15 protein-coding genes are annotated in these 18,324 nt (G+C 69.1%); 5 read left to right on the forward strand and 10 right to left on the reverse strand.

Features of this window, described 5'->3' with window-relative positions:
- Positions 1–6: 6 nt before the first annotated feature.
- Entirely contained in the window at positions 7–774 is a 768-nt protein-coding gene (locus ACE3TA_RS10175; protein WP_374573187.1) for a cephalosporin hydroxylase family protein, read from the reverse strand.
- A 126-nt stretch (positions 775–900) separates the two neighbouring features.
- On the opposite strand from ACE3TA_RS10175, the gene ACE3TA_RS10180 reads away from it, so the two are divergent.
- Entirely contained in the window at positions 901–1,632 is a 732-nt protein-coding gene (locus ACE3TA_RS10180) for a sulfotransferase (RefSeq protein ID WP_374573189.1), read from the forward strand.
- A 59-nt stretch (positions 1,633–1,691) separates the two neighbouring features.
- Positions 1,692–2,693: a M23 family metallopeptidase gene (locus tag ACE3TA_RS10185; protein WP_374573192.1), complete on the forward strand. Its 1,002-nt coding sequence runs from the start codon at positions 1,692–1,694 to the stop codon at positions 2,691–2,693.
- Between the two features lie 434 nt (positions 2,694–3,127).
- Here the strand turns inward: ACE3TA_RS10185 and ACE3TA_RS10190 are convergent, their stop codons facing one another.
- The 3 genes from ACE3TA_RS10190 to ACE3TA_RS10200 form a co-directional block, all read right to left on the reverse strand.
- On the reverse strand, positions 3,128–5,029 hold the full coding sequence (locus ACE3TA_RS10190) for a beta strand repeat-containing protein (protein WP_374573194.1): 1,902 nt from the start codon (positions 5,027–5,029) through the stop codon (positions 3,128–3,130).
- 221 nt (positions 5,030–5,250) lie between these two features.
- Entirely contained in the window at positions 5,251–6,624 is a 1,374-nt protein-coding gene (locus ACE3TA_RS10195; RefSeq protein WP_374573196.1) for an HlyD family type I secretion periplasmic adaptor subunit, read from the reverse strand.
- Entirely contained in the window at positions 6,621–8,348 is a 1,728-nt protein-coding gene (locus ACE3TA_RS10200; RefSeq protein ID WP_374573198.1) for a type I secretion system permease/ATPase, read from the reverse strand. The genes ACE3TA_RS10195 and ACE3TA_RS10200 overlap by 4 nt, the downstream gene beginning before the upstream one ends.
- Positions 8,349–8,582: 234 nt before the next feature.
- Between ACE3TA_RS10200 and ACE3TA_RS10205 the strand changes: the two genes are divergently transcribed.
- Positions 8,583–9,395, forward strand: a complete 813-nt coding sequence (locus ACE3TA_RS10205; protein ID WP_374573201.1) for a DUF6270 domain-containing protein — start codon at positions 8,583–8,585, stop codon at positions 9,393–9,395.
- Here ACE3TA_RS10205 and ACE3TA_RS10210 read toward each other — a convergent pair.
- The 3 genes from ACE3TA_RS10210 to ACE3TA_RS10220 all read right to left on the reverse strand — a co-directional run bounded on the left by ACE3TA_RS10210 (position 9,355) and on the right by ACE3TA_RS10220 (position 13,669).
- A complete protein-coding gene (locus tag ACE3TA_RS10210; RefSeq protein ID WP_374573203.1) occupies positions 9,355–10,584 on the reverse strand; it encodes a hypothetical protein in 1,230 nt (409 codons plus the stop codon). The two genes, ACE3TA_RS10205 and ACE3TA_RS10210, sit on opposite strands and share 41 nt — an antisense overlap.
- 86 nt (positions 10,585–10,670) lie before the next feature.
- A complete protein-coding gene (locus ACE3TA_RS10215) occupies positions 10,671–11,702 on the reverse strand; it encodes a hypothetical protein (protein ID WP_374573205.1) in 1,032 nt (343 codons plus the stop codon).
- Positions 11,702–13,669, reverse strand: a complete 1,968-nt coding sequence (locus ACE3TA_RS10220) for a hypothetical protein (RefSeq protein ID WP_374573208.1) — start codon at positions 13,667–13,669, stop codon at positions 11,702–11,704. The genes ACE3TA_RS10215 and ACE3TA_RS10220 overlap by 1 nt, the downstream gene beginning before the upstream one ends.
- Positions 13,670–13,796: 127 nt before the next feature.
- On the opposite strand from ACE3TA_RS10220, the gene ACE3TA_RS10225 reads away from it, so the two are divergent.
- Entirely contained in the window at positions 13,797–14,792 is a 996-nt protein-coding gene (locus tag ACE3TA_RS10225; RefSeq protein WP_374573210.1) for a sulfotransferase family protein, read from the forward strand.
- Here the strand turns inward: ACE3TA_RS10225 and ACE3TA_RS10230 are convergent.
- Both ACE3TA_RS10230 and ACE3TA_RS10235 read right to left on the reverse strand, forming a co-directional pair.
- Positions 14,789–15,481, reverse strand: coding sequence for a hypothetical protein (locus ACE3TA_RS10230; RefSeq protein ID WP_374573212.1), 693 nt, complete (start codon positions 15,479–15,481; stop codon positions 14,789–14,791). The genes ACE3TA_RS10225 and ACE3TA_RS10230 overlap by 4 nt on opposite strands.
- A gap of 53 nt (positions 15,482–15,534) precedes the next feature.
- Positions 15,535–16,944: a hypothetical protein gene (locus tag ACE3TA_RS10235; protein WP_374573214.1), complete on the reverse strand. Its 1,410-nt coding sequence runs from the start codon at positions 16,942–16,944 to the stop codon at positions 15,535–15,537.
- 111 nt (positions 16,945–17,055) lie between these two features.
- On the opposite strand from ACE3TA_RS10235, the gene ACE3TA_RS10240 reads away from it, so the two are divergent.
- Complete coding sequence (locus ACE3TA_RS10240; RefSeq protein WP_374573216.1) at positions 17,056–17,844, forward strand: cyclopropane-fatty-acyl-phospholipid synthase family protein; 789 nt, start codon at positions 17,056–17,058, stop codon at positions 17,842–17,844.
- A gap of 3 nt (positions 17,845–17,847) precedes the next feature.
- Here ACE3TA_RS10240 and ACE3TA_RS10245 read toward each other — a convergent pair whose 3' ends face one another.
- A complete protein-coding gene (locus ACE3TA_RS10245; RefSeq protein WP_374573218.1) occupies positions 17,848–18,270 on the reverse strand; it encodes a GFA family protein in 423 nt (140 codons plus the stop codon).
- Positions 18,271–18,324 lie beyond the last annotated feature (54 nt).

Raw genomic sequence — 18,324 nt, forward strand, 5'->3', positions numbered from 1 at the left:
ACAACCTCAGGCGATCCGCTTGATGAAGGCGTCGGGCCAGTAGGTGACCCGCTCGGTGACGACGCCCTCGTTGGACGGGAAGGCCGGCTCCTCGATCACGAAGCGCTTGTCCTCGGCGACGAACGCGTGAGCGGCCGCCTTGGGGTGGTTCCAGTCCCAGTCCTCGCCGGTGCGCGGGCCGCCCTTGACCTGTTCCATGATCCCGTCGGTGGCGACGATGTAGGAGCCGACATTGATCATCGGCCCATAGGCGCGCAGCTCGTCCAGCACGTGGCCCCTGGTGTGGTTGGAATCGAGCACCACCAGCACGGTCTCGCCCGGCTTGATGAGCTTCCCCACCTGCTCGACCACGTCGGGCGCAGTGGAAGAGCCCTCGATCAGTTCGATCCGCTTCTTCATCTCGTGGGCCTCGATGGCCGCGCGGTTGTGCGGGCGGATCTCGATGTCGACGCCGATCACCCGGCCCTTGCCCATGGCCTCGAACAACGAGGCGTAGAAGATCAGCGAGCCGCCGTGGGCGACGCCGGTCTCCACCAGGACGTCCGGCTTCAGGGCGTAGATCACCTCCTGCAGCCGGATCATGTCCTCCGGCAGCTGGATGACCGGCCGGCCCATCCAAGCGAAGCTGTAGACGTATTTCGAATCCCAGGTGGCCCGCAGCCAGGCGCGGGAGGCCGCGGCGAACCCTTCGGCGGTGGCCAGGCTGTGGCGCGTCTCATGGTTGCCGTCGCGGACGATGACCTCTCCGCGCTCTTCGTCGATGGTGGTGATCAAGAACCCGACCTTCCGGTGGCCGTCCGATTGATCGACGGCCCTATGATTTGCAGCGGCTTTCCTATTATCGCGTGTCGTGCGCCCTATGAAGCCGTATCCATAGGGCGGTCCCAAGGGCAGGCGGGCGTGAAGGTCGGCTTCATCATCATCGGCGTTCAGAAGGGCGGCACAACGGCGCTTTTCGACTATCTGTCGGAGGATCCGGCGATCGCCCTGTCGCGCGCCAAGGAGACTCACTTCTTCGACGATGAGAGCATCGATTGGGAGCAGCCCGACTACGAGCGCTACCATGCCCAGTTCGACGCGGACTCCGAAGGCCTGAGGGGCGAAGCCACGCCTATCTACATCTACTGGCCTGGCTGCCTGGAGCGCATCGCCGCCTACAATCCGGCGATGCGGCTAATCCTGATCCTGCGCGATCCGGTGGAGCGGGCTTGGTCGCACTGGCGCATGGAGTACGCACGCGGGGCGGAGGCCAGGCCCTTCTCCTGGTGCATCCGCCAGGGCCGCGGGCGGCTGCTGGACGCCGAGCCGTGGGGCTATCACCGCGAATTCAGCTATGTGGAGCGCGGTTACTATGGAGAACAGGTGGAGCGGCTGTTCGCCGTCTTTCCGCGTGAGCAGGTGCTGATCCTGAAGTCGGACGACTTGAAAGCCGCCCCGGACGACGTGCTCACCGAGATAAGCCGCTTCCTGGGCGTCCCGTCGCGGGCGCCCGTCGTCCCGCGTGAGGTCCACGTGGGCCGCAACATGGACTATGGCGAGAATCTCGAGGCCGAAGATGTCGCCTTCCTCCGCCGGCTCTACGCCCGCGACATGGCGCGATTGAAGGATTTGACGGGCGTGACGTTCGGCTAAGGCCACATTTTCGGCGGCTGCGGCCGCCAGGTTCGGGCGCGCCCAATCGGGAGACGCCCATGCGCCTTGCCAGCTTCGCCCCGCTCTGCCTCTTCGCCCTGGCCGGCGCCTGCAGCAAACCAGAAGCGCCAGCGGCCACGCCATCCCTGCGGCTATCGCTGCCGATCGCCTGTGTGGTCGGCACGACCTGCGAGATCCAGACCTATGTCGATCACGACGTCACACATGGCGTGAAGGACTACCTGTGCGGTCCGCGCACCAACGACGGGCACACAGGCGTGGATTTCCGCATCCCCGACATGGCCGCCGAGGCGGCCGGCGTCGCCGTGCTGGCCGCCGCCGACGGCAAGGTCGCCCGAATGCGCGACGGCATGGCCGACGTCTCCATCGCCAGCCCCGATGCGCCGATCATCGCCGGCCAGGAATGCGGCAATGGGATCGTGCTGGATCACGGGAACGGATGGGAGACGCAGTACTGCCACCTAGCGAAGGGCAGCGTCGCGGTGAAGGTGGGCGAGGCAGTCAAGGCGGGGCAACCGATCGCGCGCGTCGGCCTGTCGGGGAACACGGAATTTCCTCACCTGCATCTAACCGTGCGGCACGACGGCGTGGTGGTCGATCCCTTCGCGCCGGATCCCTACGGCGCCGACTGCAAGCCGCAAAGAACGCTCTGGACGCCCGCCGTCGCCGCTCAGCTCGCCTATCGAGCCGGAGAAGTTCTGAACGCCGGCTTCGCCGACCGGCCGGTTGACATGGCGGCCATCGAGGCTGGCGGGATCGCGCCTCCGGTCCGCGGCTCTGCAGTGCTCGTGGCCTATGTCCGCGCAATCGGGCTGGACGCGGGCGACGTTCAGGAAATGACGCTCAAGGGGCCGGACGGGGCGGTGCTCGCAATGTCCCGCGTGCCACCGCTGGATCACGCCAAGGCGCAGTATATGATGTTCGTCGGCAAGAAGCGGCCTAGCGACGACGGCTGGCCTGGGGGGGTCTACATCGCGGAGTACCGGGTGCTGCGGGCGAGCAGGGTGGCCCTCGCCAAGTCGTGGAGTGCCGAGCTGTAGTTGCGCTGCGTTCGAACCCGCCGGAGGTGGTGATCTAGGGCTCACAAAGCCGTTGATAGCAATGGCGTCCCTTCCGTCTCGCCTCGGGCTGGGCTATAATTTTACGTCAGCCTAGCTCTCCATGGCTGTGTCGCTTTGGCCGGGTTGCGGACCTCAGGGGTTTTGCGGCCCGGCCTTTGGCGTCTTAAGAGCATTGCCGTGGTGCGCTGGCCGGCTCCAAGGCCGCACTCTTCCGCAGCCTGATCTTCGCCGAAAAGCCAACTCGAGCCGGACGCCACCATTCGCTCGGGGGATCGCACCTGTGCTCGCCATGGGTCGGTGATGGATGGCTGACGCTCGCGAGGTCAGCCCGCGCGCCCCATTCCGTGTTGCACCGCAAACAAAAAGGAGGCCGCCCGACGGGCGGCCTCCAATCACGTCGTCTGAAACGATATTTAGATGAGGTTCGCTTCGCTGATGCTGCTGAGCGTCGTGCCCACCAAGACGACGGCGTCGTCGATGACGCCATCACCGGTTTGGTCGGCGAACACCACCACGTCCGAGCCGACTTGGACCGCGGCGTAGTGCACGGTCGCCGTGATCGACGCCGCAGCGGCGGTCTCAGCAGTCGCGTACGTATAGGTACCCGCAACTTCGGTATAGTTGGTGCCCGAACCCGCAGCAGCAGTGCCGACGAAGTGCAGGAAGTCCGAAGACGTCCAGTCGGTGATCACGTCGATGGCGCCCGCGGTCGTGCCGGAGTCGCCGGATGCGAAGCCGAAGGTGTCAGCGCCGTCGCCGCCGGTCATCGTGTCCTTCGCAGCACCGCCGGTGATCGAGTCATCACCCGCGCCACCAGAGATCACGTCGGTCCCAGAACCGCTGGTGATGGTGTCAGCACCGTCGCCACCGCTCAGGGTGTTGCCGCCATTGCCGGCCGAGATCGAGTCGTTGCCCGCCCCGACATCGACGGTGTTGGCGCCGGCGCCGACCGTGACCGTGTCAGCACCACCGCCCGTAGCGACGGTATTGTCGCCATCGCCGAGCGTGACCGTATCAGCGCCCGAGCCACCGGTGACAGTGTTGTCGCCAGCACCGACCACGGTCACGGAGTTCGTGCCGTCACCAACGTCGATCGTATTGTCGCCGGTCCCCGTCACCGAAACGGTGTCGTTGCCCGAACCGCCAGTGATCACGTTGTCACCGTTGCCGGTCACAGTGACCGAGTTGGTGTCAGCACCCAGATCAATGACGTTATGTCCGTCACCCGTCACCGTCACGGTATCGCTACCGGCACCACCGAAGATGGTGTTGTCACCCGTCGTGGCAGTGATGGAGTCATCACCGAGGTCGCCGCTCAGGTAGTTATTGCCAGCCGCACCAACGAGGGTGTCGTTGCCTTGCCCACCGAGCAACGTTTCGGCACCCGCGCCGCCAGTGATCGAGTCATCGCCAAGGTTGCCGTTGACCCAATTCGCACCGCCAGCCGCCACGTTGATCGTGTCGTTGCCTTGACCGCCATAGATCGTGTCGGCACCCGTGCCGCCGGTGATGCTGTCGTCGCCCGCGTTGCCTTGGACGAAGTTGGCGCCGTTACCGGTGCTGACCGTGTCGTTGCCCGCGCCAGCGAAGATCGTGTCAGCGCCCGCGCCGCCGGTGATGCTGTCGGTGCCGTCGCCGCCATCAACGTAGACGCTCGTGGAAGCGCTGCCGTCGACGGTGTCGTTGCCGGCGCCGCCGTAGATCGAGTCGGAGCCCGCGCCGCTAACCAGCGAGTCATTGCCGATGTCGCCGCTCAGGTAGTCCGAGCCCGAACCACCGACGATGGTGTCGTTGCCTTGGCCGCCGAGCAGCGTGTCAGCGGCGCTGCCACCGGTGATCGAGTCGTTGCCAAGGTTGCCGTTCACGAAGTTCGCGCCGGCGCCGGTCGAGATCTGGTCGTCGTCCTTGCCGCCGAAGATCGTGTCGTTGCCCGTGCCGCCGGAAATCGTGTCGTTGCCGGCGTTACCTTGGAACACGTTGTCGCCGCTGGTGCTGGTCAGCGAGTCCGTGCCGTCGAGGCCGAACAGCGCGTCGTTACCGGCGTTCGTCGAGCCCGTGTCAGCGCCCGTCGAGCCGATGTACAGCGTCGAGCCGTCGGAGAACACGAACACGTTGCTGGTGCCGGCGACGGCCGTGTAGGGCACGGTCACCGTGACGCCGGCGACGGTGACCGCCACCTTCGCCGTTTCCGTCGCAGTCGCCGCGATATAGCTCACCGAGGAAGCATTCGCGGAGCCCGACACCAGGATGTCGTCAGCCGCGGTGACCGACGCCGCCTCGGCCGAGGTGATCGTCGCAAAATCGTAAGTCGCCATAGATCTCTCCAGTCTGTGTCACACGGACCCCTGGTGCGCTTGGCCCCCATCCGCGATGGAGCGGCCCCAGCGATCCATTAGCCCCACGCCATAGCATGGCCTTGGCGAAGGTTAAACGAGCCCGAGGAAGACGTATCGGATGCGTCGAAAATGCGCAACAGCAAAAACACCCCCGAACCCCTTTGCGCGACAGGCATAGGCACGCATGTCGCAACTATCGTTTACTGTTCCCTAAAGGCGTCGTTAAGCGTGTCGGTGATCGGCGAGACAAGGAACGCTAGAACCGTCCGTTTGCCGGTCACGATGAGCACGCTGGCGGGCATTCCCGGCGTCAGACGCGCGCCACGGGTGAATTTCCGCACGTCCTCGGGGTTGATTCGCAGGTCGGCGACGAAAAAGCCCCTGCCTGTCTTTTCATCAGTCTTCTGATCCGCCGACACGGTCATGACCTGGGCGGGGATCGGATTGACGAACCGCTGGTTCAGGCCGGTCAGCCGCACCCGGGCGCTCATGCCCACGCGGATGTCGTCGATGTCCTGCGGGCGCACCTGCGCCGAGACCACCAGCGGCTCGTCGTCCGGCACCACGTTCATCAGCACTTCGCCGGCGCCAGCGACCCCGCCCACCGTGTGCTGCGTCAGGTTCAGCACGTAGCCGTCCACCGGGGAGCGCACCAGCGTGTCGTCAAGCGCCTGCTTGGCCGCGGTCAGCCGCGGCTCCACGTCGGCCAAGCGCGTCTGCGCGTCGCGCAGGCCGTCGGCGGCCTGGCTTTCGCGCTGGTCGCGCAAGGCGACGGCCTGCATGCGCGTCTCGCCCATCTGTTCCTTGGTGCGGGTGATGTCGGAGATCAGCGAGCCCTTGCGCCCCTGGAGGTCAGCCAGCGAGCGCTCGTAGCGCAGGATCAGCGTCTTGGGCGCGAAGCCCTTCTCGTTGAGCGTGCGATAGCCGTCCAGTTCCTCCTGGGTCAGCCGCACCTGCTCGTCGATCGAATCGACCTGCGCCTGCAGCCCCTCGACGCGCGTGTCGAGCTGGTCCATGCGCTGGTCCAGCACCGCCTTCTGGCTGTTGAACAACTGCAGGCGCGAGGAGAACAGGAACTGCTGGTCGCGAATCACGCCCGACACCTGCGGGTCGGACATCCGCGCCATCAGCTCTTCTGGAAACACCACCTGCGGCTTGCCCGTCGCTTCGGCCTCGAAGCGCGCCGCCTGGGCCATCAGGCTGTCGTAGCTGGATTGGTAGACCGACACCTGCGCCTTGGCCTGCACCGCGTCGAACAGCAGCAGCGGCTGGCCGGCGCGCACCCGGTCGCCTTCCTTCACGTAGATCGCGCGCACCACGCCCGTTTCGCGGTGGCGCACGGTCTTGCGGTTGGACTCCACCCGCACCTGGCCGACCGCGGTGATGCCGCTGGCGATCGGCGTGGCCGCCGCCCAGACGCCAAGGCCGAGGACGAAGACGCCCACGACCACCGAGCCCACCAGGATCGGCCGCTGAACCCTTTGCCTCAGGCTCGCGTCGACATGGCTTTGGTCCGCGCCGCCCCCGAAGTTCGGCGTGATATAGTCTCGATGGCGTCCAATATCGATCTTCATCGACCGGCCTCGACGGTGCGCACTTCAGCGGGCTTGATGACTCGGCTGAGCACCTGGTCGCGGGGGCCGAACGCCTCCTGGCGGCCGTCGCGCAGCATCAGAATCTTGTCGGCCGAGCGGAACACCGAAGGCTTATGCGAGACGATGATGATCGTCGCGCCCCGCGCCTTCATCGTGTCCAGCGCCGCCATCAACGCGTTCTCGCCCTCGGCGTCGAGGCTGGCGTTCGGCTCGTCCAGCACCAGGAAGGCCGGGTCGCACAGGAGCGCCCGCGCCAGGCCCACGCGCTGACGCTGGCCCACCGAGAGCACTACACCGCTTTCGCCGATGTCGGTCTCATAGCCCCTGGGCAAGCGCAGGATCAGATCGTGCACATTAGCCATCTGGGCGGCGCGGATGACGTCGTCGTCAGTCACGTCCTCGCGGAACCGGGCGATGTTGTCCCGCACCGAGCCGGAAAAGAGCTCCGTGTCCTGCGGCAGATAGCCCACATGCCGGCCGAAGTCGGCGCGGTCCCATGAGAAGACGTCGGCGCCATCCAGGCGCACCGAGCCCTGCAGCGGTTTCCAGATGCCCATCAGAAGGCGCGATAGCGTCGACTTGCCGGCGCCGGAGGGGCCGATCACGCCCAGCGTCTCGCCGGGCTGCAGCGCGAAATTGACGCCCATCAGGGTGGGTTTGGGCGACCCGGCCGGGGTGAACACCACCCCTTCGACGGTCAGCCGGCCGGCGGGGCGCGGCAGGGCGGTGCTGACCGAAGGCGGCTCGGCGCGGCTCAGCACGTTCATGACCCGCTCGTGGGCGCGAATGCCGTTGTTCAGCGGCTCCCAGGCGCCCACCACCCGCTCGATGGGGGCCAGGGCGCGGCTCGCCAGAATCATGTTGGCGAACAGCATCGCCGAGTGGATCTCGCCCTTCATGATCAGCCAGGCGCCGATGGCGATCACCAGGATCTGGATACCCATGCGGACCGCTTTGATCGCATCGGAAAAGGCGAGGTTGCCCTCGCTGGCGTCGGCGCCCCGCTCGATGGAGATGCGGCGATGCCGCGCCCAGGCCGCCCCCAGCCGCGGCAGCATGCCCATGGCGCGCACCACCTCGCCATTGCGCAGGGCCGCGTCGGTGAAGGCGTAGCTGCGCAGCGCCGCTTCGTTGGCGTCCTTGAGGGCCGGGCGCGTGACGCGTTCCTGGGCCAAGGCCAGGCCGAACAGAGCCACAGCGCCCACCGTCGTCACCGTGCCCACCAGCGGGTCGATCGCCCACAGCACCACCAGGAACACCGGAATCCAGGGCAGGTCGAAGAAGGCCGCCGCCCCGATCCCCGTCAGCGTCTGGCGGAACGTGTCCAGGTCACGCAGCGCCTGAGACTTCGCGCCAGGCTCCCCGCGCAGAGCGCCGTCGAACAGGGCTGAGAACAGCCGCCCTGACACCTGCTGGTCCATCAGGACGCCGTAGTTGACGAGAATCCGGCCGCGGTAGTCATCGATCACGGCTGAGATGATGAAAACGAAGAGGGTGACGATGGTCAGAGCCCATAGCGTCGGCCCGCTCTGGCTCGTCAGCACCCGCCCGTAGATCTGGAAGGTGTAGATCGGCATGGCCAGGTAGAGCACGTTGCTCACCAGGCTGAAGCCGAACGCGAACAGGAGCGGCGTGCGGCCCTCCTTGATGGCGCGCGTCAACACCGTGTCCGGTTGGTTGTTCAGAAAACTGAGGAGTTTCATGCGCGCCGAGCCGTTCCGCGAATCGCCGTCGACAATAGGTCCCGTACCATTGCGGAATTCATGAACGCTCGCCACGCCGGGCCCCGCGCCACAGGCGAGCGTAAACCAAGGCTCGACACATGATCGGAGGCGTTTGCGATGTCAATGGAAATGCCCTGCGCGGCAACACCGCGCGCTTCCATCGCCTGCGGCGTGTGATAGTCGCGCATCAGGTGCAGGCCTAGGCGGGGGCAAGTGGCGAGGATCGCAATCATCGGAAGCTGCGTAACGCGCGATCTGTGGCCAATCCGAGGCGAAGCCGCCCAGGCGCTGTGCTTCATCTCGCGCACCAGCTTCCCCAGCCTGCTTTCGCGGCCATTGGCCGGGTTCCGGCCCGCTCCAGAGCGTCCAGCGGGCATGACCCGCTACGAGCACAACGCCGTCCTCGCCGACCTGGAAAAGCGCGCCCTGGACCGGCTGATCGCCTTTCGGCCGACCCACCTCATCTTCGACTTCATCGACGAGCGCTTCGACCTGCTGTCGGCCGGCGGGCGTATCTTCACCCATAGTTGGGAGCTGGAGGCGAGCGGCTACCGCGCCCAGCCCGCCCTGGCCGGCGCGCGGACGATCCCGCGGATCTCCAACGCCAGCCTGGCGCTGTGGCGGGCCGCGGCGGCCGAGCTGGCGGCCTTCATCCAGGCCACCTCTCTCAGCGAGGCGCGGCTGATCCTGCACCAGGCCCGCTGGGCCCAGCGCTACCGCGCGGCGGACGGGCGCACGCGCGCGTTCGACGACAGCTATGTGTTGTGGGAGGGCAAGCCTGCGGATATCTCCGCCCACAACCGCCTGCTGGGCGCCTTCGACGAGCGCTTCACCGCGCTTCACCCGCATGCGGCGATCGTGGCCGCGCCCAAGCTGCGCCTGGCCGACGAATCGCACCGCTGGGGCCTGAGCCCATTCCACTACGTGGACGCCTACTACGAGGAGATCTGGCGCCAGCTCCAGGCGCTGGGGATCGACCGGCCGGCTATGGAGCCGCCAGTCCCGCCCAGTGCTCCAGCGGCGTGACGCCCACCGCGAGCTTGTCGGCGTTGGCCGCCACATAGGCCGCGGTCGGAAAGCCCGGCCGCGCCTCGCCCACCCGCCAGGCGCCGGCCCGCACATAGTCCACCAGCGGATTGACGCCTGCGGCCAGGGCCTCGCCGCGCACGGCGACGTAGTGGCCCGTGTCGAACCAGGGGCTCGGATCGCGCCCCTCGGCGGCGCCGGCGGTCAGATAGTGGGTCAGGGGCTCAGGCCCCTCGCCCGGCGCCTCGCCGCCCTGCTCGCGATACCAGGCCGGGTCCACCAGCGGGTGCGGCTTCAGTCCCCGATCGGCGCCCACCGTCAGGTAGTGCGCCAGCAGCGTCCGGTCCTCGCCCTCGCCGGGCGCGAGCTGGGCGCGGTAGTAGGCTGGCGAAAACAGCGGGTGCGGGCTCAGGCCCCGCGCCGAGCCCTCGCGCAGGTAGTGGCTCACCGGGTCCTCGCCGCTGGCGGCCAGCTCGGGCGCCTGGGCCACATAGTAAGCCACGTCGAACAGCGGGTGCGGGTTGCGCCCCTCGTGGCAGCCGATCAGCACGAAGTGCGCCAGGGGCGTCAACCCGCAGGCGCCCACCGCCTCGGCGTTCTCGGCCAGATAGTGCTCGCCGTTGAATAGCGGGTGGGGCGAGCGGCCCTCCCGCCCGCCATTCGTCAGATAGTGGATCAGCGGGCTGCGCCGGCCGGCCGCCACGTCAGGATAGCGGGCGATGTACCAGTCCTGATCGAACAGGGCGGCCGGCGGCACGCCGTGCGCCGGGCCTCGCCGAGCGTAGGCCGCCATCATCCGCAGGTCGAACAGCCGCGCCGCCAGTCCCCGGCCGCTGGCGCGCCAGACGCCCGAGCGCGCCAACACCAGCGCCGAGCCGATCGAACGCAGCCGCACGAGCACCCGGTCGGCGAGCTTGGACAGGCGGTTGGAGCGCTTGCGCCGCACCCGTCCGCGCCGCGCGTCGACGTAGCGGGCAAGCGCGAGGCCCTCGGCCGCCAGCAGCGCTTCGGCGCGCTCGGCCAGTGCGTCGGTCAGGGCCCGGCCCAAGCGCACCCGCTCAGCCGCGGCCTCGGCCTGGGCGAGTTGGGCGGTGTCGCGCAACTGTCCGTGCCAGGCGGCCAACCGCTCGACCTTGGTCAGGAACTGGGCGGCGTCGATCTGCGGCGCGTCGGTGGTCTGTTGCGGCAAGGCCTCGGCCGCGCGAAGCGGCCCTCCCGAAGTTCGTCCGGCCCGGTGTGTCGAACCGGGCCGCGTCGAGTCAAGCGCGCCGCAGCTCAGGCGCCCGCGCCCTGAGCCGCCAGCCAGGCGACGAAACTGTGATCTCCCACGGCGAAGGGGTCGGGGAAGGCGGCCCGCAAGTCCTCCCGTTCCCGGTAGAGCCGCCGGTGCGCCTTGTCGATCGGCGCGCCGTCCTCATAGGCGCCGTAAGCCCACCAGCGCTCCGGAATCGTCGGGTCGGTGGCGGCCTCGATCTGGCGCTTGTACCAGTTCCAGATCTCGTAGACCGGATAGTTGTCGCCCGCGTAGCGCTTGGTCATGGTGTCGCCCGTGGGGCCCAGCTTGGTGAAGTGCCAGAAGCGCAGGGGCGAGCCGTTGACCGTGATCGCGCCGGCCTTGTCGATCTCCAGGAAGCGCGTGGAGAGGTTCCAGGACGCGACATTGTAGCCCGGGTCGCGGACCACCTTGACCTTGTCGAACAGCGCCGGGACATGGTCGCACCAGCGCTGGTCCACGAAGATCCCGTTGGGGATGTCGTCGTAGCAGTAGGCCAGCAGCCGGTCGTTCCACCACCGGGCGAAGCGCGCGCCCTCCCCGCTGGTGCGGATCGCCACGAAGCCCAGGTTGAAGATGCCCGTGCGCGAGGCCGACATGTCGTTGTCGCGGATCGCCGCGTCGTCGACGTTCGGATCGACCAGGTGCGGGGTCAGAAGGATGTCGTGCGTGCGCAGGTGCTCCACCAGCGGATCCAGCCGCGCGAACAGCGCCGTGTCCGGGTCCAGGTAGACGACCGCGTCGTAGTCTTCCGTGCAGGCCTGATGGATGAACGGGCCTTTGACGGCGGTGCAGGCTTCCACCACGTCGTGGCCGAACAACCAGGCCCGGAAGTCCGGGATTCCCAGGTCCTCGGCGTAGACCAGCCGGTCGAACGGCTCACGCGCCGGATCGAAGGCGAAGCCCGCCGGCGGCGTGTCGGTGATCAGCGCGGCCAGCTCCCATTCCGGATGGTGACGCCGCACCGACTGGAACAGCACCCGCGCCCTGTTCAGGTAGGAGAAGGTGAAGCTGGAATAGCAGAGCACCCGCATCAGGCCGCTCCGCCGATCAGCTCGAAGCTCAGCTTGGAGAACATCAGGTCGTAGGCGATCGCCCCCCGGCGCGCGCGCGCCAGCTCCAGGATCTCGCCGGTCTCGAAGGCGGCCGCCAGCGCGTCCTCGTCGGCGAACACCCGCCCATGGCCGCCGGCCTCGACGAAGGCCGCGACGTTGCCGCTGTCCGGCCCGGTCGCCACCATCGCCCCGGCCGAGGCGGCCTCGTAGGCGGCGAAGGAGAAGGTTTCGCGGCAGAGCGACCAGACCATGACCACGTCCAGCTCCTCGTCGGCGATGGCGTCGCGCATGGCCAATGGATTGTCGGCGCTCACCGCCACCTGGCGGAACAGGGTCGGCACGCCGGGCACCGAAGTCTTGCCCAGGTGCACGAAGGCGTAGCGGGGATCGTCGGCGTGCTTGAACGCCAGCCGCTGGAAGACGGGCCAGCCCTTGTGCGCGATGGGAAAGCCCAGGTAGCCGAAACGCAGGCGCTTGTCCTTGCGGCGCGAGGCCGGCGGGGGTTTAGGCGCAAGCGCGGCGTGAGGAACCACGGCCGTTCCCGCCGCCGGATAGGCCGGGCCCAGCCGCCAGGTGTCGAGCGTGGGCTGCGCCGGCGCGACCACCGTCAGCGCAAGCTGGTCGAACAGGCGCACGTGGGCGTCCAGGTGGTCCTGCCGGTAGGGGCCGTAGATGCAGACGCCGCACGCGGCGCTGTCGGCCGGCGGCGCGCCGCAGTCGGCCACGTCGTCGCGCAGCAGATGCACCCCGGCGCAGACGCTGGTGAAGTCGTGGAGCCACAGGTAGCCGGCCTTCAGCCCCGCCACGTGCAGGAGCTCGATCACGTCCTCCACGTGATGGCCGAGGAGGCTGTGGATCGCGAAGCTGCGCTGTCCCGGCGCCACGCCCCCCAGCGCCGAAGCCAGCGCCTCGACGACCTCTGCCGGCGCGAACGATCCCAGCGGCGCCTCGTCCAGAAGCACGCCCCAGACCGCGCCGGCCCGCCGCCAGCGGAGCATCGGCCGCGCCGTCGGGGGGAAGATGTGCAGATGCGTGCGCCCGGCCGCGCGCGCCGCGCGGCCCTCGCGTTGCAGGCAAAGCTGCACTCCGCCCACGTGAGCTGTCGGATCATCGTGACTGAAGGTGACGTGCAGGTCGGCCAGACGGTCCCGGGCCGCCGCCAGCGCCTCGGCCAGGCGCGCCGGATCGTCCCGCACGATCGCCGCCATGTCCCGGTCGCAGGCCGCCAGCCGATCCTCGACCGGGATCAGCCGCTCGATCACGTCGTAGCGGAAGCCGAGCGCCTCCTGCGGGCTGCGCCCTTCGGCCCGGCCCTGGGTCAGGTAGTGGATGAAGGGATTGATCCCCTGAGCGGCCACGTCGGGATAGCGGTTGAGGTAGCCCTTGACCGAGAAGTCGCCGTTCGGGTCGCGGCCCTCGCGCCAGCCGAATTGCAGGAAGTGGTCCAGCATGTCTCCGCCGGAAGCGGCCACGTCCGGGTTCAGCGCCATGTAGTAGGCGCCGTTGAACTCGGCGCCGGCGATCCGCCGCTCGGCGGCGAGCCTGAGTTCGCGCGCCTCCTCCTCGGCGCTCTGGCCGGGCCGACGCGGCCAGCGGCCGGGATCGAAGCTCCAGAGGGCCGCATCGCCGGGCCCAGCGAGCTCGGCGTAGTAGCGCTCGGCGTGGCGCGAGCGCGGCGCCTCGCGTCCTTCGAGCCGGCCCTGCGTCAGGTAGTGCTCCAGCGGATTAGCGCCGGCCTCGACCACGTCGGCGTTGAGCGCCAGATAGTCGTTCGTCGAGAACCACGGCGCCGGGTCGCACCCCGCCCGCCAGCCGTCGCGCACGTAGTGGCCGACCGGATCGCTTGCGCCGGCCATCGCCCCGGCGTTGACCGCCAGGTAGAAGCCCGCGTCCACGGCGGTCGACACGAGCCGGTAGATTTGGTCTTCGAGGGCGGCCTCGGCCATGCGTCGCGCGTCCTTCACGGTTCGGCGGTTTGCATCACCGCCGCGCCCGGATCAACCGCCACGGCCTTGCCGGCCCCCTCCCGCGGCCCTAGACCAGGGGCCTTCGACCACCGAGCGCCGGGACCAGATGACCCGATCTTCCGCCAAGGGATCGCCGGCGGGGCGATCGGCCTACCTCGTCCTGGGGATGCATCGCTCGGGCACGTCGGCGGCCACCCAGCTCCTGGCCCTCTGCGGCGCCGAGCTGCCGGCCAACGTAATGCCGGGCGACGAACACAACGCCAAAGGCTACTTCGAGCCCTGGAAGATCGCCCAGTTCAACAGCGCGCGCCTGCGCGCCGGCGTCAGCGCCTGGGACGACGTCTTCGTCTTTCCCTACGTCGCGCTCGAGGAGAAGGCCGAGGCCGCCTGGCGGCGCGACGCGGTCGAGCTCTTCCAGTCCGAATACGGCCGTGCGCGCCACCCGCTGCTCAAGGATCCGCGGGTCACCGTGCTGCTGCCCATGTGGCGCGCGGCGCTGAAGAGCCTGTCGGTGGAGATGCGCTGCGTGATCCCCGTGCGTCATCCCCTGGCGGTGGCCGGTTCGCTCGCCCGCCGCGACGGCTTTCCCGTGGAGAAGTCGGTGCTTCTCTGGTGCGCCTACATGCTGGCGGCCGAGGCCTACACCCGCGACCTGCCCCGGGTGTTCGTCGCCTATGACGCGCTCCTGGCCGACTGGCGGCGAGAGGTCGCCCGCATTGAGGCGGCCCATGGCGCGGCCCTGCCCGGCCTCAACGACCGCTCGGCGCGCGAGATCGACAGGTTCCTCACGGCGGACCTGCGCCACAACGCGGCCGCCGCCGACCTGGCCGCCACGCCCAAGGTCGGCGCCATGGCCGCCCAGGTGCTGGACTGGCTGGAGAGCGCCGCCCGCGACGAGCCGGCCGATCCCGCCGCGCTGGAGGCGGCCGCCGCGCAGATCGCGCGCATGAAGGAGGAGATGGGCGTCTTCGTCTCGCCGGCCGCCCGCGACCTGGACCAGGCGCGCCACGACCTGCTGGAGCTGCGCCAATTCGAGGCCCACCAGCAGGCCCATCTGCAGAAGGCCGAGGCGATCGTCGACCGCCTGCTGAACGGCGGCTAGCGCCGCAGGCGGGCGATGGCCGCCGGGTCCGGATTGTTGGCGATGGCCACCTGGCGCACCAGGAACTCGCCGCCCGGCTGGTCCTCGAAGTCGAAGCGCACCTGGTCGATCACCGAATGGATCCAGTCCTGGCCGCCCTTCTTCAGGTTGGCCATGTCGTAGACCAGGATGGTGGTCTCATTGACCGCCGGATCCTCGCCCTGGATCGGCAGGGCCACGTACTTGGCCGATTCGCCGTGGCTGGCCGTGGTGTAGTGCACGTCGCCCGCCCATGCCTGGCCCGGCGCAGCGCGGGTGAGCCGGACCAGCACCAGCGTGTTCTGCGCGCCGTCTACGTCCAGCCCCTGCGGCGAGCGCAGGATCGGATCGGGAGCGTCCTGGGTGACGCTCAGGCCCGAATGCGACGTCAACAGCGCCTGGCCGCCGGTCATGGAGAAGCCGTCGGTCGAGCGGTCGAAGGTCCACAGCTTGGCGGCCTTCAGCGGCTTGCCGGCGAACTCGAATTCCTGGGTGTTCTCATCCCATCGGATGGACTGCGCACGCTCGGTCGCGGCGCCCGCCTGGGTGGACGCGCCCGCAACCCTGGCGGGTTCCATCACCGGCCCCTGCTGCCGCCGTCCCAGGCCGTCGCAGCCGCCAAGCAGCGTCGCGCCGATCGCCAGGATCGACAGAAACTGGATGCGACTCATCAAGAGCCTCCGAAAAAGTCCCGTGCTTTCAATGCACCGGAGGACCGGGAGGCTCAACCGGCTCGACGCCGGCGACGGGAAACGGTCGGGTCGAGGGCCACATATAGGAGCCCGGTCAGCGCTGCGACATCGAGCAGGTAGAGATATCTGTAGTCGCAGGCCACGGAGATCAGCAGGAAGCTGGCGGCGAAGCCGAGGGCGGCCAGTTGCAAGGCGGCGATCGCCACGTCCGCCGGATCGCGTCTCCAGATCAGGAAGCCGCAAATCGTCAGGGCCAGGAGCGCATAGGTCACGTGCGAGTAGACCGGCGAGTGGAAGAAGCGGGCGGCGTAGCGTTCCAGCGCCTTGTCCTGCGGCCGCTGGCCGGGCGCGATCCCCAGGTCGTCCAGCTTGGCGCCCGCCGCCGCCACGCCGGTGAACACCGGCAGGCACGCCTCGAGCCTGGGCGGGGCGAACACCCAGCGGAACACGTCGAGCCGGTGGCGCAGATAGGCGTCGGGCCGGCGTTCGATGATCCGCCGCCATTGCTCGGCCATCACCTTGTCGGGCACGCGCCAGAGGCTCTTGCCGAGGCCAGGCGAGGCGTCGAACGCCTCCACGCGCTCGGGCGAATAGACGCGCACCCCCTCGCCGCGCACGGCCTGCTCGGCCGCAGGCGCGGCCTGGGCCAGCACGTCCAGGCGCAGGCCCGGCGCGTGGGCCGCGGCGCCGACGATGTCGTAGTGTTCCAGCACCCGCTCGCCGATGCGGGTCCCGGCCTTGGCCGGCGGCCCCTTGGGCTGCACCGCCAGCTCCACGGCCTGGGAAAGCACCAGGGCGGCCGCCAGGAACCCCAGGCTCCAGCCGGCGACTGCACGCGGCCCCCCGCTCCGCGCCGTCCAGGCCAGGGCGGCGGCCGCGACGATCACGCAGATCACCCCGTTCTGCCGCACCAGTGCGGCCAGGCTCAGGAACGCCAGCGCCGCCATCAGCGGCGCCAGGCGCGCGCGCCGGTCGCCCCAGCGCCTGGCGGCGTGGGCCAGGGCCGCGAAGCCGGCGACCGTCAGGTTAGCGAACAGCACGTCCTTCCAGACGATCGCCTGGTAGACGGCGAACTGCGGCGTCAGCACCAGGGCCAAGGCCGCCACGGGGGCCAGCCACGAGGTGCGCGCGCGCAGGTCCCGCAGCGAGAGCAGCGCGCCGGTCAGCACGACGCTTGAGGCGGTCACATAGAGCCCGGTCCCTGGCGAGATCTCGTCGAACCGGCCGAGCAGCCACGACATGATCGCCGGCGCCCAGGTCTCGCGCACGCCGAATCGGCCCTCGTGAAGCTGCACCACCGAATCGAACGACAGGTGCCCCGGCAGGTTGGCGCCCAGCATGGCCAGCAGGCCGCCCCATAGAATCCAGCGATAGGCGGCGGCGGCGAGGCCGGGGCGCGCCTGGGCCTCGGCGGGGCCTGCGCCGTCATAGGGTCTGGGCATCGAACGCGTCCTCTTCGCCCCCTGGTTAAGGCCGCGCCCGGATCATGAGAAGGCGCCACGCGCGCGAGCGGCGCTTGCGCTCGGCCGCATATTCCGCGAAGTCCTCGCGCCATGGACGTCACGTTCGCGCCGCAGGTCGCCGTCCCCGAGCCCGGGGAGCGCCTCCTTGAGCGCTTTCCCAAGGTTCGGCCGGAGCTGCCGGCCGCCTTCCAGGCGATCTACGCCGCCCAGTACAAGGAGAACCGCTCGGGCGGCAGCGCCGCGGCCTCGGCGGCCCAGCGGCTGGAGGCCTGGATGCACAAGAGGGTCGCCGCCGACGTGGCCGGCGGGCGGGCTCTGCCCACCCTGGAGCTAGGCGCCGGAACCCTGAACCAGCTTCCCTACGAGCCGGCCGGCGCGGTCTACGACGTGGTCGAGCCCTTCGCCGAGCTGATGGAGGGATCGCCGCTGCGCGCGCGGGTGCGCGACGTCTTCGCCGACGTCGCCGAGGCGCCTACGGACCGGCGCTACGACCGGATCACCAGCGTCGCGGCGCTGGAGCACATCTGCGAGCTGCCCCTCGCCCTGGCCCGCTCGGCGCGGCTCCTGACGCCCAAGGGCGTGTTCCGCGCGGCGATTCCGTCCGAGGGCGGGCTGCTGTGGCGGCTCGGCTGGAGCCTGACGACCGGGCTGGAGTTCCGCCTGCGCCACGGCCTCGACTACGGCGTCATGATGCGCCACGAGCACGTCAACACCGCCGCCGAGATCGAGGCGCTGGTCCGCCTGCTGTTCGCCAAGGTCTCGGTGCAGAGCCTGGGCCTGGGCCGGCAGCTTTCGCTCTACCGCTTCATCGAGGCCCGCGCCCCGCGCCTGGACGTGGCCGCGGCCTGGGAAGCCCGCTTCGGGGGCCAGGCGCGCTAGGCCCTATTCCGCAATCGCCTCGCCCGATCCGCCGAACTCCGCCGGGAAGTCCTTCAGCTTGGGCAGGCCGTCGCGCATCGGCAGCACGGTCTCGGCGTAGTTGACGTGGCCCCCGGGCGCGAAGGGCAGGTCGGGGATCGTCGCGGCGAACACGTCCACCAGCCCCAGCGGCGGATGGTTGGTCATCAGGTGGCCGCCGCACTTGGCGCAGTATTGCCGCTGGCTGAGCGGCGTCTTCTGGAACATGGCGATGTGCTCGCCGCCCTTGGTCACGACGACCGCCTCGGGCTTCCACAGGCTGAAGGCGTTCACCGGTCCGCCCGACCACGACCGGCACGAGGTGCAATGGCAGTATCCCATCGCCTCCGGATCGCCTGAGACCTCCAACTCGACAGCACCACAGAAGCATCGTCCGACGTAGCTCATGGCGACCGTTCCTTGGTTTCTTGAGGTTGCGCTCTCGCCTCCCTGCGCGGCGGC

Origin of the sequence: Phenylobacterium sp., assembly GCF_041916435.1 — a bacterium.
Taxonomy (GTDB): domain Bacteria; phylum Pseudomonadota; class Alphaproteobacteria; order Caulobacterales; family Caulobacteraceae; genus Phenylobacterium.

Coding starts and splice junctions, on each gene's coding strand:
- ACE3TA_RS10185 (WP_374573192.1), top strand. CDS start 1,692: ATGCGCCTTGCCAGCTTCGCCCCGCTCTGCCTCTTCGCCCTGGCCGGC.
- ACE3TA_RS10190 (WP_374573194.1), bottom strand. CDS start 5,029: ATGGCGACTTACGATTTTGCGACGATCACCTCGGCCGAGGCGGCGTCG.
- ACE3TA_RS10195 (WP_374573196.1), bottom strand. CDS start 6,624: ATGAAGATCGATATTGGACGCCATCGAGACTATATCACGCCGAACTTC.
- ACE3TA_RS10200 (WP_374573198.1), bottom strand. CDS start 8,348: ATGAAACTCCTCAGTTTTCTGAACAACCAACCGGACACGGTGTTGACG.
- ACE3TA_RS10215 (WP_374573205.1), bottom strand. CDS start 11,702: ATGCGGGTGCTCTGCTATTCCAGCTTCACCTTCTCCTACCTGAACAGG.
- ACE3TA_RS10220 (WP_374573208.1), bottom strand. CDS start 13,669: ATGGCCGAGGCCGCCCTCGAAGACCAAATCTACCGGCTCGTGTCGACC.
- ACE3TA_RS10225 (WP_374573210.1), top strand. CDS start 13,797: ATGACCCGATCTTCCGCCAAGGGATCGCCGGCGGGGCGATCGGCCTAC.
- ACE3TA_RS10230 (WP_374573212.1), bottom strand. CDS start 15,481: ATGAGTCGCATCCAGTTTCTGTCGATCCTGGCGATCGGCGCGACGCTG.
- ACE3TA_RS10235 (WP_374573214.1), bottom strand. CDS start 16,944: ATGCCCAGACCCTATGACGGCGCAGGCCCCGCCGAGGCCCAGGCGCGC.
- ACE3TA_RS10240 (WP_374573216.1), top strand. CDS start 17,056: ATGGACGTCACGTTCGCGCCGCAGGTCGCCGTCCCCGAGCCCGGGGAG.
- ACE3TA_RS10245 (WP_374573218.1), bottom strand. CDS start 18,270: ATGAGCTACGTCGGACGATGCTTCTGTGGTGCTGTCGAGTTGGAGGTC.